Source organism: Nocardioides sp. WS12, assembly GCF_014108865.1.
Classification (GTDB): domain Bacteria; phylum Actinomycetota; class Actinomycetes; order Propionibacteriales; family Nocardioidaceae; genus Nocardioides.
The window spans coordinates 2,523,791-2,537,923 of the sequence record NZ_CP053928.1 but is presented as its reverse complement, the minus strand read 5'-3'; the positions used below and the strand labels follow the sequence as shown (position 1 = coordinate 2,537,923).

Sequence of the window (14,133 nt, the reverse complement as noted above, 5' to 3'; positions counted from 1 at the left end):
GTTCATGCAACAGATCTGTGCTCCTGCGTGTGCGGCCGCAAGGCGGCGGGCCGAAGGCGGCCGTCGAGCGAAGCGGGCCGTCGAGGCCCGCCAACGCAGCGGACGCTCCGCAGGAGTGCAGATCAGCGGCGCAGGCCGAGGCGCTCGACGATGGAGCGGTAACGCTCGATCTCGGTCTTCTTGAGGTAGTTGAGCAGGCGACGGCGCTGGCCCACGAGGAGCAGCAGGCCACGACGGCTGTGGTGGTCGTGCTTGTGCATCTTGAGGTGGTCCGTCAGGTGGCTGATGCGGTGGCTCAGCAGCGCGATCTGCACCTCGGGCGAACCGGTGTCGCCCTCGGACGTGCCGTACTCGGCGACGATCTTCTTCTTGGTCTCAGCGTCGGTTCCGACTGCCATGGGTTCTCCCTGTGTTCGCTCGTTGCGCGGCGCCCCAGCCTGATTTCCTGGAGCACTCTCGATCCGCGGCCGTTCTGACGGCGGGTGTGCCGTCGAGAGTTCCCGACGACAACCGACCAAGGTTATCCCGGACCGGCCGCGAGTCTCCAATCGGTGACGCCTCAGCGCGCAGGCGGCTGGGGAAGCTCGACGGTCGGCGCGGTCGGGAACGGGAAGTCCGGCAGGGCGGGCCGGGTCGGGCCGTCCCAGGCATCGGCCGCCCGCTCCCCCGTTTCCGGGTCGACCTTGCCGATCGGGAGCGGGAAGACGTTGAACCGGGGCGAGCCGTTGCTCAACCACGGGTACATCAGGGTCTCGTAGTCCTCGAGGAAGAGGCCGTCGTTGATGGCGAGCGGCCGGCCAGCGCCGTCGAAGAGCTGGGCGCCCGTGACCGGCGCCCCCTGGGCGTCGTACACGAACAGGTTGGTCAGCTCGACCCCGTTGAACATGAGGCCGACCCCGACCTCCTCCGTGGCTCCGTCGACGTACGCCTGCTCGTAGGCATCGTGGTACTCGCCCCAGGTGGCGCGATCCATCGCACTCGGGAGCAGGCAGACCGCGAGCACGTTCAGGCCGATCAGGGCCAGTCGCGCGGCCACATGGCCACGCAACCGCGCCAGCCGTCCCTCGCCCCGAGCCAGCTGGACGCTGCCGATCACGAAGGCTGCGAGCACCGCGAGCCAGTCGACGCCGTAGCTGACGCCGTACCCATGGACCATTTCCTGCAGGAGCATCCAGGCGACCCACGCACGCAGCACCCACCACGCCGGCTGCAGCGATTCCAGGAACTCCCGCGGACTGCCCGGGACCTTGTCGACCAGTTCAACCCAGGTCCGCTTGCCGGAGTCCAGCCACTCACCCACCACAGCCGCGACCGGCCGTCGTTCTCGTCGCTCGGCCGCGACCGGCGCAAAGCCGGCCGCAGTCCGCAGCTCCACGGCGTAGGCGGCCGGGTCGCCCAGCACCTCCGCCGGAGCCTCCGGGCCTGAGTGCTCCGCCAACCGCTCCGAGAGGTCGGCCCGCAGGCCACCGATCAACTCGTCCCGTTCCTCGGCGCTCAGATCGGCGAGCCGACTCTCGACCTCGACAACGAAAGCCTCGACCTCAGGCTGGACAGCGACCTTCACGGTGTCGTTCATGCGGTGGCCTCCTGGCCGGAAAGGAGCGTGGTCACGGTGGTCGAGAAGTGGAGCCAGTCCTCCGACTGGCGCTTGAGCTGGTCACGCCCGCCGGGAGTGATGCCGTAGTACTTGCGGTGCGGTCCCTCGTCCGAGGGCACGACGTACGACGTCAGCGCGCCGGCGGCGTACAGCCTGCGGAGGGTGCCGTAGACAGAGGCGTCGCCGACGTCGCCGAGGCCGGCCGACCGGAGCCGGCGCAGCACGTCATAGCCGTAGCCGTCGTCGTCCTCGACGACCGCGAGTACGGCCAGATCGAGCACGCCCTTGAGGAGTTGGGTGGAATCCATGCAGTGCACACTATTACGGTTTGCACAGTACTGTCGACAGCGGGCGACCTTCCGTGTGTCGGCACGAACTGCGACGATGCGGGGGTGGAGCACAAGGTGGAGCAACGGATCGGCGTCTGCAATCTCTGTGAGGCAAGTTGTGGCCTCCTCCTCACCATCGAGGACGGGCAGGTGACGGGCGCCCGCGGCAACCCTGACGACCCGCTCTCCCGCGGCCACATCTGCCCCAAGGGCGTGGCCATCGGTGACATCCACGCCGACCCGGACCGGTTGCGCCGACCGGTGCGCCGGATCGGTGCGGGGCCGGACGCACAGTGGGAGGAGATCTCCTGGGACGCGGCGTTCGACCTGGTCGCCGACAAGCTCGCGGCCACGATCCGCGACCACGGCGACGATGCGCTGGCCATCTACCTCGGCAACCCGAACGTGCACAGCCTGGGCTCGATGACCCACGGCGTCGCGCTCGCGCAGTCGTTCCGCACCCACAACAAGTTCAGCGCGACCTCGGTCGACCAGCTCCCCCACCAGTTCCTCGGCCACCTGCTCTACGGCCACCAGTTGCTGCTGCCCATCCCCGACATCGACCGCACGTCCTACTTCCTGGTCTTCGGCGCCAACCCGATGGCGTCCAACGGCTCCCTGATGACGGTGCCCGACTTCCCCGGCCGACTGCGCGAGCTCAAGGCCCGCGGCGGACAAATGGTGGTCTTCGACCCGCGTCGCACCGAGACGGCGAAGGTTGCGACCGAGCACCACTTCGTCCGACCCGGCACCGATGCCTGGGTGTTGCTGGCACTGCTGAACGTTCTGTTCGCCGAGGACCTCACCCGCCCGCCGTCGTACGTCGACGGGCTGGACGAGGTGGAACGGCTCGTCGCTGACTTCACCCCCGCCGCGGCCGCCGAGGTCAGTGGCGTTCCCGCCGCGGAGATCGAGCGGGTGGCCCGGGAGTTCGCTGCCGCCGACGGCGCGGCGGCCTACGGCCGGATCGGGGTCTCGACCCAGGAGTTCGGGACCCTGTGCCAGTGGGCCGTGCAGTTGCTCAACCTGGTCACCGGCAACCTCGACCAGGTCGGCGGGGTGATGCTCACCAACCCGGCCATCGATGTGGTCGGGCGCGGCCTGATCGGGCGCGGCCACCACGACCGGTTCCGGTCCCGGGTGCGCCAGGCGCCGGAGTTCGGTGGCGAACTCCCGGTCTCAGTGCTCCGCGAGGAGATCGACACCCCCGGCGACGGGCAGGTGCGCGCACTGCTCACGATCGCCGGCAACCCGGTGCTGTCCACGCCCGACGGCGCGGCACTGGACCGCTCCATCAGCGGACTCGACTTCTACGTTGCGGTCGACATCTACGTCAACGAGACGACCCGTCACGCCGACGTGATCCTGCCGCCGACGACGCTGCTCGAGCGCGACCACTACGACCTGGTGTTCCACGCGTTCGCCGTCCGCAACACCGCGCGGTTCACGCCGGCCGTCTTCGACAAGGGCCGTGACCAGCGCCACGACTGGGAGATCTTCCGCGAGATCTACCTGCGGATGGCACGCAAGTTGCCCCGCAAGACACCGCTCAAGCGGCGCCTCATGGGTGAGGCCCGGATGCGGATGAGCCCCACCTTCCTGATCGGGATGCTGCTGCGCAGCGGCCGCAACACCACGATCACCCAACTGCGCCGCCACCCCGAGGGCGTGGATCTCGGCGCGCTGCGTGCGGGCCAGCTGCCCGAGCGACTGGTCACGAAGGACAAGCGGATCAACGCGGCCCCCGCCATCGTGGTGGCCGACCTCGCCCGGCTCCGCGCCCGCGAGGTGCCGAGCGGCGACCAGTTGCTGCTCATCGGCAGGCGCCACCAGCGCGACTGCAACTCGTGGATGCACAACTCCGAGCGCCTCACCCGTGGCCGCAACCGCCACGAACTGCTCATGCACCCGGCCGACCTCGACGCCCGCGGACTCGTGGACGGTGCCCTCGTGACGGTCAAGTCCCGCGTCGGGTCGGTCTCGGTGGAGGTGCAGGCCACCGAGGACGTGATGCCCGGCGTGGTGTCACTGCCCCACGGCTTCGGACACCAGGTCGGCGGCACCCGCATGGGCATCGCGGCCGAGGTCGTCGGAGTGTCGATCAACGACCTGACCGATCCCGACCGTCTCGACCTGTCCGGCAACGCCGCACTCTCGGGCGTACCCGTCACCGTCTCCTAGGCGCGCGTGGATCTCGACGTGCCTGCAGGCCCCGGCCTGCCCGAAGGGCTGGTCATCCCCGACACCGAACTGGTCGAGCGGTTCTCCCGTTCGCCCGGCCCGGGCGGCCAGTCCGTCAACACCAGCGACACCCGGGTCGAATTGGTCTGGGACCCGACCGACACCAGCGTGCTCACCGACAGCCAGCGTTCCCGCTTGCTCGCCAGGAGCCCGGGACCGATCGCCGTCGTCGCCCACGAACACCGCTCCCAGCACCGCAACCGGGTGGCCGCTCGCGAGCGCCTCGCGGCACGAGTGCGCGAACTGCTCGCCCCACCTCCCCCGCCGCGGCGCGCCACGAAGCCCACGCGGGGGTCGAAGGAGCGTCGGCTCGAGGCCAAGAGACAGCGCGGTACGACGAAGCGGCTGCGCGGTTCGGTGGACGACTGACCCGACCGACCCACGCAGGGGTTCAGTCCTGAACGAGGCTGTCGTTGCGCATCGACCGGTAGGCGACCCGCGCGCTCACGGCGCGTTCGAGCTCCTGGATCACGACGGAGAAGAACTGCCGGCGATACAACTCGTCCGTGACGGCGTAGACCGTGAAGTACAGGCCGCTGAACGCCGCGAGGAAGGTCGAGACCCGGATCAGTTCCTGGCTCAGCCGGGTGCCGGTCAGGTCTCCGAGCGGACCATCGATCGGGTGCAGCGTGCCCTGGGTCCAGGTGCTCACGACGCCCGGCTCCATCGCGACGACGCCGAACACGATGAAGAACGCGAAGACGGCCAGCGCGAGGAGCAACACCTGCAGTGCCTGGGCGACGAGCAGGACCAGCACCAGGTTGGCCTTCTGCAAACCGCTCACCTCGGCGTCGACGGCACCGACCCGGTCGACGCGCCCGGCGATGCTGCGGGCGGCTTCCTCCAGCGGAGTGCCGACACAGGCGTCGATCAACTGCTTGCCTTCGACCTCGTCGTCGACGCTGTCGAGTTCCTCGGGCAGGCGCACCATCAGGAAGCCGACGGCCAGCGCTGCGAACAGCAGCACCGCGATCCACAGCACGCCACCGTCCAGGCTCGCCGCCACCTGCCAGACCTCGGCATTGATGAAGAGGAAGGTGATGAAGAGCAGCAGCAGCGGGAGCGCCCGCGTCACCAGCGGGAACATCAGGCCCAGGGAACGGAAGGTACGGCGGACCGCCCACGTCACGATCAACCACGCCCGGAGCGTGGCGACGGCGTAGACCGCCAGCACCACGCCGACGACGGTCAGGCCGGCCCCCACCCCGGCAGCCGAGCTCAGCGAGGTACCGACGACCACACCGGCGGCAGCACCGACGACCAGCGCCAGAACGGTCAGGGCCACGAGTCGACTGCGCCGCAGGCCGCGTGCGACGGCGGCGCGGTGGTCATCGACGAAGTAAGGCAGGCCGTGCTCGACGAACCACCGCTCTGCTGCCGCAAGGTTCTCGACCGGCCCGTCGGGCACGTCAGGCTCCGAGGATCCCGCGGGCGCGCTTGACGTCATCGGCCATCGCCACCAGCAGCGCGTCGACGGAGTCGAACCGGACCATGCCGCGCAGGCGCTCGACGAAGGTCACCTCGACCTCGCGGCCGTAGAGCTCGAGGTCGGTGCGGTCCAGGACGTAGGACTCGACCCGCCGCTCCCGCTCCCCTGCGAACGTCGGGTTGGTGCCCACGCTGATCGCTGCCGGGTACGACGTCCCCGCATCCGGTCCGTCGAGGACCGTCAACCGGCCGGCGTACACACCGTCGGCGGGCGCCGCAGCCCCCTGACGCACCGGCACGTTGGCCGTGGGGAAACCGAGTTCGCGGCCGCGCTTGTCGCCCTCGATGACGACGCCACGGGTGGCGAACGGTCGGCCGAGGGCTTCCGCGGCACCGGTCACGTCGCCGGCGGCCAGACAGGTGCGGACGTAGGTGGACGACCAGACCTGGGGTCCGCCGTCGAGGCTGACCTCCTCGAGGACGAAGTCGTTCTGGAGCCCGGCCGCGCGCAGCAGGTTGCAGTCACCGGCTGCGCGATTACCGAAGCGGAAGTTCGCGCCGACCACGACGGCCTTGGCATGCAGGGTCGCGAGGATGATCCGGTCGATGAACTCCTGCGGCGTCCAGTTGGCGATCTCACGGGAGAACGGGATGACCAGCACGTCATCAACGCCGGCCTCGCCGAGCAGTCGCAGGCGCTCGTCGATGGTCGTCAGCGTGGGCGGGGCATGTTCCGGACGCAGCACCGCGATCGGGTGGGGGTCGAAGGTGACCGCCACGACGTGCGCGACCCCGACCTCGCCGGCCACCTCGCGGGCACGTCGGACGACGTGCTGATGGCCCAGGTGCATGCCGTCGAAGTTGCCGATCGTCACCACCGTGCGCCCGAGATCACCCGGGACGTCCTCAAAGGCTCGCCACGCTTGCACGGCGCAAGACTACTGATGTGCAGTCAGCCGACGAAGACTGCCTCGGGGCGAGCGGTGTCACCTTCGGGTCGGTAGAGCGCCAGGAACTCACCGTCGGGTGCAAAGACGCCGGTGAGTTCGTCGATCCCGAGGGGCAACGGTCGCCCGAAACGGACCGACTGCGCCTGCTCCTCGTCAAGGTCCAGGGCGGGGAAGGCCGCGCGTGCTGCGTCGGCGATCGGCAACTGGCTGAAGGACTCGGTGAGCTCGTCGAGGGTGCTGGCGACCTCGAGCCCGTAGGGTCCGACCGCCGTACGACGCAGCGCCGTGAGGTGCCCGCCGACGCCGAGGGCCGCGCCGACGTCCCGGGCAATGGCGCGGATGTAGGTACCGCTCGAGCAGCGAACCGTGATGTCCACGTCGAGCCAGTCCCCCTCCACCCGCTGCCCCAGAACGTCGAGCGAATGGATGGTCACGGGGCGCGCCTTGAGTTCGACCTCTTCGCCGGCCCGCACGCGGGCATAGGCGCGTTTACCGTCGACCTTGATCGCGGAGACGGCGGTCGGCACCTGCATGATCTCGCCGACCTGGGTGCCGAATGCCGCACCGACCGGTCCGGACTCCAGGAGGGCCGCACGGGACGTGGCGATGACCTCGCCCTCCGCGTCATCGGTCGTCGTGCTGACACCCAGCCGCACCGTGGCGTCGTAGCCCTTCTCGGTCAGCATCAGGTGACCGAGCAACCGGGTCGCGCGTTCGACCCCGAGCACCAGCACGCCGGTGGCCATCGGGTCGAGCGTGCCCGCATGCCCCACCTTGCGGGTGCCGGCGAGGCGTCGTACCCGGGCAACGACGTCGTGTGACGTCATCCCCGCGGGCTTGTCGACCACCACCAGGCCAGATGCGGCCACTACGCGTCGATGTCCTCGTCGCCGAGAGCAGCGCCAGCGTCAACGGTGTCGTCGGGGTCGTCCTCGTCGGCGATGACGCGCGGCTTCTTGTACGGGTCGGCTTCGCCGGCGGGGCTGGCACCCTCCCGGGCGGCGGCGACGGCAGCGTCGGCCTCGCGGGCACGCGCCAGCACCTCGTCGAGCTGGCGAGCCGACTCGGGGATGCCGTCGAAGGCGAAGGCCAGGCTCGGGACGGTGCGCATGCCGAGCTGCTTGCCGACCTCGGCACGGAGCACACCCTTGGCCGACTCGAGCGCGGCGGCCGTCTCCTGCTGGACGTCACCGTCGCCGAGCACGGTGTAGTAGATGGTGGCGTTCTGGGCGTCGCCGGTCATCCGGACCTCGGTGATGGTCACGAACCCCAGACGCGGGTCCTTGATCCGTCGTTCGAGCATCTCGGCGACGATCACCTTGATGCGGTCGGCGATCTTGCGTACGCGCGGGCTGGCCATGGGTCTGTCCTATCAGTAAACGGAAAACGCCTGCGCCGCCCGGCCCACGAGGGACCGGGCGGCGTGGCTTGAGCAGCAATCAGCTGCGGGGAATCTCGCGCATCTCGAAGGCTTCGACGATGTCGCCTTCCTTGATGTCCTGGAAGTTCTTGAGCACGAGACCGCACTCGAAACCTTCCCGGACCTCCGACGCGTCGTCCTTCTCCCGCTTGAGCGAGGCAAGGTCGATGTTGTCGGCCACGACTGCGCCATCGCGGAGGATGCGGACCTTGGCGTTGCGCCGAAGCACACCACTCGTGACCATGCAGCCTGCGATGTTGCCGATCTTGGACGAGCGGAAGATCGCACGGATCTCCGCCTGGCCGAGGGTCGACTCTTCGTACTCGGGCTTGAGCATGCCCTTGAGGGCCGCCTCGATCTCCTCGATCGCCTGGTAGATGACCGAGTAGTAACGAATCTCGACACCTTCCTTGTCAGCCATCTGGCCCGCCTTGCCCTGGGGCCGGACGTTGAAGCCGATGATGATGGCGTCAGAGGCAGACGCGAGGTCGACGTTGGTCTCGGTGATCGCACCGACGCCGCGGTCGATGACCCGAAGGCTGACCTCTTCGCCGACATCGATCTGGGCGAGGGCGTCTTCGAGCGCCTCGACCGAACCGGACACGTCACCCTTGAGGATGAGGTTGAGCTCCTGGCTCTCGCCCTTCTCCATGGAGGCCATGAAGTCCTCGAGGGTGCGACGGACACGACGCTTGGCCTGCATGGCCGCACGCTCGCGCGCCTCACGCTTCTCAGCGATCTGGCGAGCCATCCGGTCGTCCTCGACGACGAGGAAGTTCTGACCAGCGCCGGGGACGGCGGTCAGACCCAGCACCATCGCGGGACGCGACGGGTCGGCTTCCTCGATGTTGTCGCCGTGCTCGTCGAGCATCGCGCGGACCCGGCCGTAGGCCGGACCGGCGACGATCGAGTCGCCGACGCGCAGCGTTCCGCGCTGGACGAGGATCGTCGCAACCGGACCACGACCGCGGTCCAGGTGCGCCTCGATGACGAGGCCCTGGGCGTCCTGCACCGGGTTGGCGCGCAGGTCCAGCGACGCGTCAGCGGTCAGCACGATCGCCTCGAGCAGCTTGTCGAGGTTGAGGCCGGCCTTGGCCGAGACGTCGACGAACATCGCGTCGCCGCCGTACTCCTCGGGCACCAGGCCGTACTCGGAGAGCTGGCCACGAACCTTCGTCGGGTCGGCGCTCTCCTTGTCGATCTTGTTGACGGCGACCACGATCGGCACACCGGCAGCGCGGGCGTGGTTGAGCGCCTCGACCGTCTGCGGCATGACGCCGTCGTCGGCCGCGACAACCAGCACCGCGATGTCGGTCGCCTGCGCACCACGGGCACGCATCGAGGTGAAGGCCTCGTGACCCGGGGTGTCGATGAAGGTGATGCGACGGTCGTTGCCGTCGACCTGCGTGTGGACCTGGTAGGCACCGATGTGCTGGGTGATGCCACCGGCCTCGCCGGCCACGACGTTGGCGTCGCGGAGCGCGTCGAGGAGCTTGGTCTTACCGTGGTCGACGTGACCCATGACGGTCACGACCGGCGGACGGATGACGAGGTCTTCCTCGCCGCCCTCGTCGGCACCGAACTCGAGGTCGAACGTCTCGAGCAGCTCGCGGTCCTCGTCCTCCGGGGACACGATCTCGACGGTGTAGTTGAGCTCGTCACCGAGCAACTCCAGCGTCTCGTCGCCCACCGACTGGGTCGCGGTGACCATCTCGCCGATGTGGAACAGCATCTGCACGAGCGAAGCCGCGTCGACACCGATCTTGTCGGCGAAGTCGGTCAGCGAGGAGCCACGGGCAAGACGGATCGTCTCGCCGCTGCCCTTGCGGACCCGCATGCCGCCAATGGTCGGGGCCTCCATGGCCTCGAATTCCTGACGACGCGCACGCTTCGACTTGCGACCGCGACGAGCGGGACCACCGGGGCGACCGAAGGCACCCTGGGTCTGGCCACGCTGGCCGGGACGGCCACCGCCGGGACGACCGCCGCCACCGGGGCCGAAGCCACCAGGACCGCGACCGGGAGCGCCGGCACCGGGCGCACCAGCGCCAGCACCTGCACCCGGGGCACCGCGACCCGGAGCGCCACGACCGGGCGCGCCGCCGGGACGACCCGGACCACCGGCACCGGGACGACCCGGACCACCGGGGCCACGGCCACCGGCGTTCGGGCCGAAAGCGGCCGGGGACTTCGGCATCATGGCCGGGTTCGGACGCGGCATGCCGGGACGGCCACCGGGCGCAGCGGCGGGCGGACGCGGTCCACCCGGACCGGCCTCACCCTCGCGGGCCGGCGGAGCGGCAGCAGGCTTGCGGCCCATGCCCTGGCTCGGCGCGAACGGGTTGTTGCCCGGACGGGGGGTACCGCTGGGCTTGCCGACCGGACGCGGTGCGGGAGCCTTCGGCGTCGCACCTCGCGGCGCACCACCGGGCTTCGGACCGGCCGGAGCAGCAGGTGCTTCGGGGGCCTCGGGAGCAGCCGCGGCAGCGGGCGCCTCCACGACGGGCTCGACCACGGGCTCGGGCTCCGGGTCCGGCGTCTTCGCCGGTCCGGGACGCGGGCCGGGGCGCGGAGCCGCAGGCTTGTCGTCAGCAGCAGGGGCTGCAGGTGCCTCGGGCGCAACCGGAGCGTCGGCGACGGGCGCCTCGACAACGGGAGCGGCCGGTGCAGCGGCAGCCTTCTTGGCCGGCGCGGGCCGCGGGGCGGGCGTGGCCGCCTCGCCGCCAGCAGCAGCCGGCTTCATCTTTGCGAGAAGATCGGCGCCGTAGGTGTCTTCGAACTTCTTGACTGCAGGCAGTTCAACGCTCGACGACGCCGTCTTGGCGAATTCGCCAATGGCACTCAGCTTCTCCAGCGCTTCCTTGCTGGGGATGCCGTACTTCTTCGCGAGTTCGGAAACTCGGGTCTTGGCCACAATGCTCCTTCTGGCCCAAGACCCGGGTGGGGATCTTCAGACCGTTGGTGGGTGGTGCAGAACGAACTGGCTCATCGCGAGGTACTCATCGAGTGCTCATGAGCTGCTGCTCCAGTCTCTCTTGGTGGATGCGGTCGGATTGATCAGTGAAGCGAGGCGACGTACTCCCCCACCGGCACGCTGGAAAGCCCGGTTCCACCCGCACTCTGCGCGAAGCGCAGTGCCCGGGAGAAGGCTTTCCGCCGTACCGCGAGGTCGTAGCAACCGGAAGTGGGGTGCAGGTGCGCCCCGCGTCCCGGTGCAGTGCCCTCCAGGTCGGGTACGACGGCTGGTCGGCCGTCTGCGCCCGAGCCGGCGGTCACCCGCAACAACTCGCGTTTGGCGGCTCGCTGTCGACATCCGATGCAGGTCCGGACGGGCCCCTCGAGAGGGAAGACGTCAGGTTCTGCGGGGGAAATCGATTGTCGTGCCACCAACAGACGACTCTACCGCCCGGGAGGTCAGGATCACCAACCGGCAACGCCGCCAGCGCGCGGAATCAGGCCTGGCTCTCCTCATCGGAGTGGATGTCGATCCGCCAGCCGGTGAGGCGGGCGGCCAGGCGGGCGTTCTGGCCCTCCTTGCCGATCGCCAGCGACAGCTGGAAGTCGGGGACGACGACGCGGGCCGAACGGGCCGCGGCATCGACGACGGTGACCGACTGCACCTGGGCGGGCGACAGCGCGTGCGCCACCAGCTCGGCCGGGTCGTCGGACCAGTCGACGATGTCGATCTTCTCGCCGTGGAGCTCGGCCATCACGTTGCGCACCCGCTGGCCCATCGGGCCGATGCACGCACCCTTGGCATTGACACCGGGGACGGTGGTACGGACCGCGATCTTGGTGCGGTGGCCGGACTCGCGCGCGATCGCCGCGATCTCGACGGTGCCGTCGGCGATCTCGGGCACCTCGAGAGCGAAGAGCTTCTTGACCAGGTTCGGGTGCGAGCGCGACAGCGTGATCTGCGGTCCGCGCATGCCCTTGCGGACCGACACGACCAGGCACTTGATCCGGGTGCCGTGGCTGTAGTCCTCACCGGGCACGCGCTCGCTCGCGGGCAGCAGCGCCTCGAGCTTGCCGAGGTCCACGAGGACGTCGTCGGGGTTGCGGCCCTGTTGGATGATCCCGGAGAGGATGTCGCCCTCCTTGCCGGAGAACTCACCGAACCGGATCTCGTCCTCGGCGTCGCGCAGGCGCTGCATCATGATCTGCTTCGCGGTCGTCGCCGCGATCCGGCCGAAGTCGGCAGGCGTGTCGTCGTACTCGCCGATCTTGTTGCCTTCGTCGTCGAGCTCCGCTGCGAGCACGTTGACGTGCCCGGTCTTGCGATCCAGCTCGACCCGCGCCTGCGTGTGCGAGCCCTCGGTCTTGTGGTACGCCGTCAGGAGGGCCTGTTCGATGGCCTCCACCAGCACCTCGAACTTGATCTCCTTCTCGCGTTCCAGCGTGCGGAGGATGTTCAGGTCGATGTCCATCAGTCGGCGTCCTCGTCCATGTGTTCGTCCAGGTCGTCCTGGGCGTTGTCGTCTTGTTCCGTGGGGGTGGAGCTCTTGGGGCGGTTGAACTCGATCTGCACCAGTGCCTTGGCCACGTCGGCGTAGCCGATCCGGACGTCCGAGCCCGCCACGTCGAGGGTCACCCCGTCGTCGTCGCTGGCACCGATCCGGCCGACCACGTCGTTCGTCGTACCTTCCTCGACGGTGGTGACCACCTTGACGAGGCGGCCCTCGTTGCGGCGCCAGTGGCGCGGCAACGTGAGCGGGCGGTCGACACCACGAGAGGTGACCTCGAGGGTGTACGGCAACTCCCCCATGATGGCGGCACCGTCGGACTCGAGGACCACGTCGATCTTCTTGGTCGCCGACGCGACGTCGTCGAGCGTCAGGCCACCATCGGTGTCCAAGGCAATGCGCAACACGCGGCGCTTGCCGGCGGGGGTGAGCTCGACTGCTTCGAGATCCAGGCCGAGTTCGGCCAGGGGAGCAGTGAGAAGGTCGGTGATTCGCTCTGCTGTCGAACGCTGAGCGGGCTGGCCCGAACCCATGCGAATCCTCCCGTTGTCCTGTTGTGGTGGTGCGGATCAACACTACCGGGTCTCGGTAGTGTTCCCCGCGTGCCCGACCGTGTTAGCCACCTCTCCCGTCGCGCCTTCGTCGCATTCGGCCTCGGCGGAGCCGCGCTGACGCTGAGCGGATGCGACGCTCTCGACTCGGTGCTCGGCGACGACGACCCGGTGCCACCGGGAGCGGTCACGCCGACCGCGCCGGCCGCCGACGCCGACAGCACCCTCGTCGACGAGGTCGCCACCGCGATCGCCGAAGCCGGCGCGCTGGCCGCCGCCACGGGTACGACGATCGCCCCCCTCGCCCGGATCGGGGATCGACTGGCCCGGATCCACGCCTCGCACGCGAGCGAACTCGGCCGGACCGAGGCCGCCGCTCCCCCGGTCGTGACCGGACCCAGGGCCGCCGCCCTGCGCACGTTGCTGGCGAACGAAGCCGCCCTCCAGAAACGGCTCGTGGCCGCGGCACAGACCGCCGAGAGCGGTGCCCTGGCCCAGGTGTTCGCCTCGATGGCGGCAGCCCTCGCCCAGCAGCGGGTGGTGCTCTCGTGAGCGAACCGACCACCACCCCCACCGGCACCCCCACCGGCACCCCCACCGGAACCGCCGGGACCGCCACCTCGGCAGTGGACGCCCTGCAGGTCGCGCTGGCTGCTGAGCATGCCGCCGTTTTCGTCTACGGCGCACTCGGGGCACAGACGTCGCAGTCCCGTCAGCCGAGCCTGTACGGCGCCCTCACCCGCGCCTACGCCCTGCACCGCGACCGACGCGACCACCTGACCGGCGTCATCGTGGCCGCGGGCGGCAAGCCCGTCGCCGCCGAGCCCGGCTACGCGTTGCCGGCCGACCTCGGCTCACCGGCCGCGGTCAAGGGGCGCGCGCTCGCGATCGAAGAGGCGGCAGCGTCGACGTACGCCTATCTGGTGGCCAACACCAGCGCGACCGACCGGGCCTGGGCGGTGCAGGCGTTGCTGGACGCGGCCGTGCGCGGGCTGGGCTTCGGCGGGAAGCCCGAGCGGCTGCCTGGGCTCTAGCGCCACCCGATGTCTCGATACGCGCATCGCGACCTCGTGCCTCGGTTCAACGAGGGCCCGTAAAAACGCCAGTGGTTCACGGCCTGGTCTCCGGGAGACTCCCGAGACGTCCCCCGAAGA

General features: G+C 69.6%; 15 protein-coding genes. 4 read left to right on the top strand and 11 right to left on the bottom strand.

The window, feature by feature from the left end:
• Positions 1–122: 122 nt before the first annotated feature.
• The 3 genes from rpsO to HRC28_RS12300 all read right to left on the bottom strand — a co-directional run bounded on the left by rpsO (position 123) and on the right by HRC28_RS12300 (position 1,905).
• The gene (rpsO, locus tag HRC28_RS12310; RefSeq protein ID WP_182380343.1) at positions 123–398 is read right to left on the bottom strand and encodes a 30S ribosomal protein S15; all 276 of its coding nucleotides are present in this window, start codon (positions 396–398) and stop codon (positions 123–125) included.
• A 161-nt stretch (positions 399–559) separates the two neighbouring features.
• Positions 560–1,576: a hypothetical protein gene (locus tag HRC28_RS12305; RefSeq protein ID WP_182380342.1), complete on the bottom strand. Its 1,017-nt coding sequence runs from the start codon at positions 1,574–1,576 to the stop codon at positions 560–562.
• Positions 1,573–1,905 carry a PadR family transcriptional regulator gene (locus tag HRC28_RS12300; RefSeq protein ID WP_182380341.1) on the bottom strand — a complete coding sequence of 111 codons (333 nt, stop codon included), beginning with the start codon at positions 1,903–1,905 and terminating at the stop codon, positions 1,573–1,575. Before HRC28_RS12300 ends, HRC28_RS12305 begins: the two co-directional genes overlap by 4 nt.
• Before the next feature lie 84 nt (positions 1,906–1,989).
• Here HRC28_RS12300 and HRC28_RS12295 point away from each other — a divergent pair, with 84 nt between their 5' ends.
• Positions 1,990–4,107, top strand: a complete 2,118-nt coding sequence (locus HRC28_RS12295; RefSeq protein WP_237111817.1) for a molybdopterin-dependent oxidoreductase — start codon at positions 1,990–1,992, stop codon at positions 4,105–4,107.
• An 18-nt stretch (positions 4,108–4,125) separates the two neighbouring features.
• Positions 4,126–4,536 (top strand): alternative ribosome rescue aminoacyl-tRNA hydrolase ArfB, encoded by a 411-nt coding sequence (gene arfB, locus HRC28_RS12290; protein WP_237111816.1) that lies wholly within the window; start codon positions 4,126–4,128, stop codon positions 4,534–4,536.
• A 22-nt stretch (positions 4,537–4,558) separates the two neighbouring features.
• Here arfB and HRC28_RS12285 read toward each other — a convergent pair whose 3' ends face one another.
• The 8 genes from HRC28_RS12285 to rimP form a co-directional block, all read right to left on the bottom strand.
• On the bottom strand, positions 4,559–5,575 hold the full coding sequence (locus HRC28_RS12285) for a hypothetical protein (protein WP_237111815.1): 1,017 nt from the start codon (positions 5,573–5,575) through the stop codon (positions 4,559–4,561).
• Between the two features lies 1 nt (position 5,576).
• Positions 5,577–6,524, bottom strand: a complete 948-nt coding sequence (locus HRC28_RS12280; RefSeq protein WP_182380338.1) for a bifunctional riboflavin kinase/FAD synthetase — start codon at positions 6,522–6,524, stop codon at positions 5,577–5,579.
• A 23-nt stretch (positions 6,525–6,547) separates the two neighbouring features.
• Positions 6,548–7,414 (bottom strand): tRNA pseudouridine(55) synthase TruB, encoded by an 867-nt coding sequence (gene truB, locus HRC28_RS12275; RefSeq protein WP_182380337.1) that lies wholly within the window; start codon positions 7,412–7,414, stop codon positions 6,548–6,550.
• Positions 7,414–7,905, bottom strand: a complete 492-nt coding sequence (gene rbfA / locus HRC28_RS12270; protein ID WP_182380336.1) for a 30S ribosome-binding factor RbfA — start codon at positions 7,903–7,905, stop codon at positions 7,414–7,416. The genes truB and rbfA overlap by 1 nt, the downstream gene beginning before the upstream one ends.
• A 79-nt stretch (positions 7,906–7,984) precedes the next feature.
• Complete coding sequence (gene infB / locus HRC28_RS12265; protein ID WP_182380335.1) at positions 7,985–10,879, bottom strand: translation initiation factor IF-2; 2,895 nt, start codon at positions 10,877–10,879, stop codon at positions 7,985–7,987.
• A gap of 143 nt (positions 10,880–11,022) precedes the next feature.
• On the bottom strand, positions 11,023–11,352 hold the full coding sequence (locus tag HRC28_RS12260; protein WP_272902677.1) for a YlxR family protein: 330 nt from the start codon (positions 11,350–11,352) through the stop codon (positions 11,023–11,025).
• A 65-nt stretch (positions 11,353–11,417) separates the two neighbouring features.
• Positions 11,418–12,392 (bottom strand): transcription termination factor NusA, encoded by a 975-nt coding sequence (nusA, locus tag HRC28_RS12255; protein WP_182380334.1) that lies wholly within the window; start codon positions 12,390–12,392, stop codon positions 11,418–11,420.
• Positions 12,392–12,961 (bottom strand): ribosome maturation factor RimP, encoded by a 570-nt coding sequence (gene rimP, locus HRC28_RS12250; protein WP_182380333.1) that lies wholly within the window; start codon positions 12,959–12,961, stop codon positions 12,392–12,394. Before rimP ends, nusA begins: the two co-directional genes overlap by 1 nt.
• A gap of 69 nt (positions 12,962–13,030) precedes the next feature.
• On the opposite strand from rimP, the gene HRC28_RS12245 reads away from it, so the two are divergent.
• A complete protein-coding gene (locus tag HRC28_RS12245; RefSeq protein WP_182380332.1) occupies positions 13,031–13,531 on the top strand; it encodes a hypothetical protein in 501 nt (166 codons plus the stop codon).
• Complete coding sequence (locus HRC28_RS12240) at positions 13,528–14,013, top strand: ferritin-like domain-containing protein (RefSeq protein ID WP_182380331.1); 486 nt, start codon at positions 13,528–13,530, stop codon at positions 14,011–14,013. Before HRC28_RS12245 ends, HRC28_RS12240 begins: the two co-directional genes overlap by 4 nt.
• Positions 14,014–14,133: the final 120 nt, after the last annotated feature.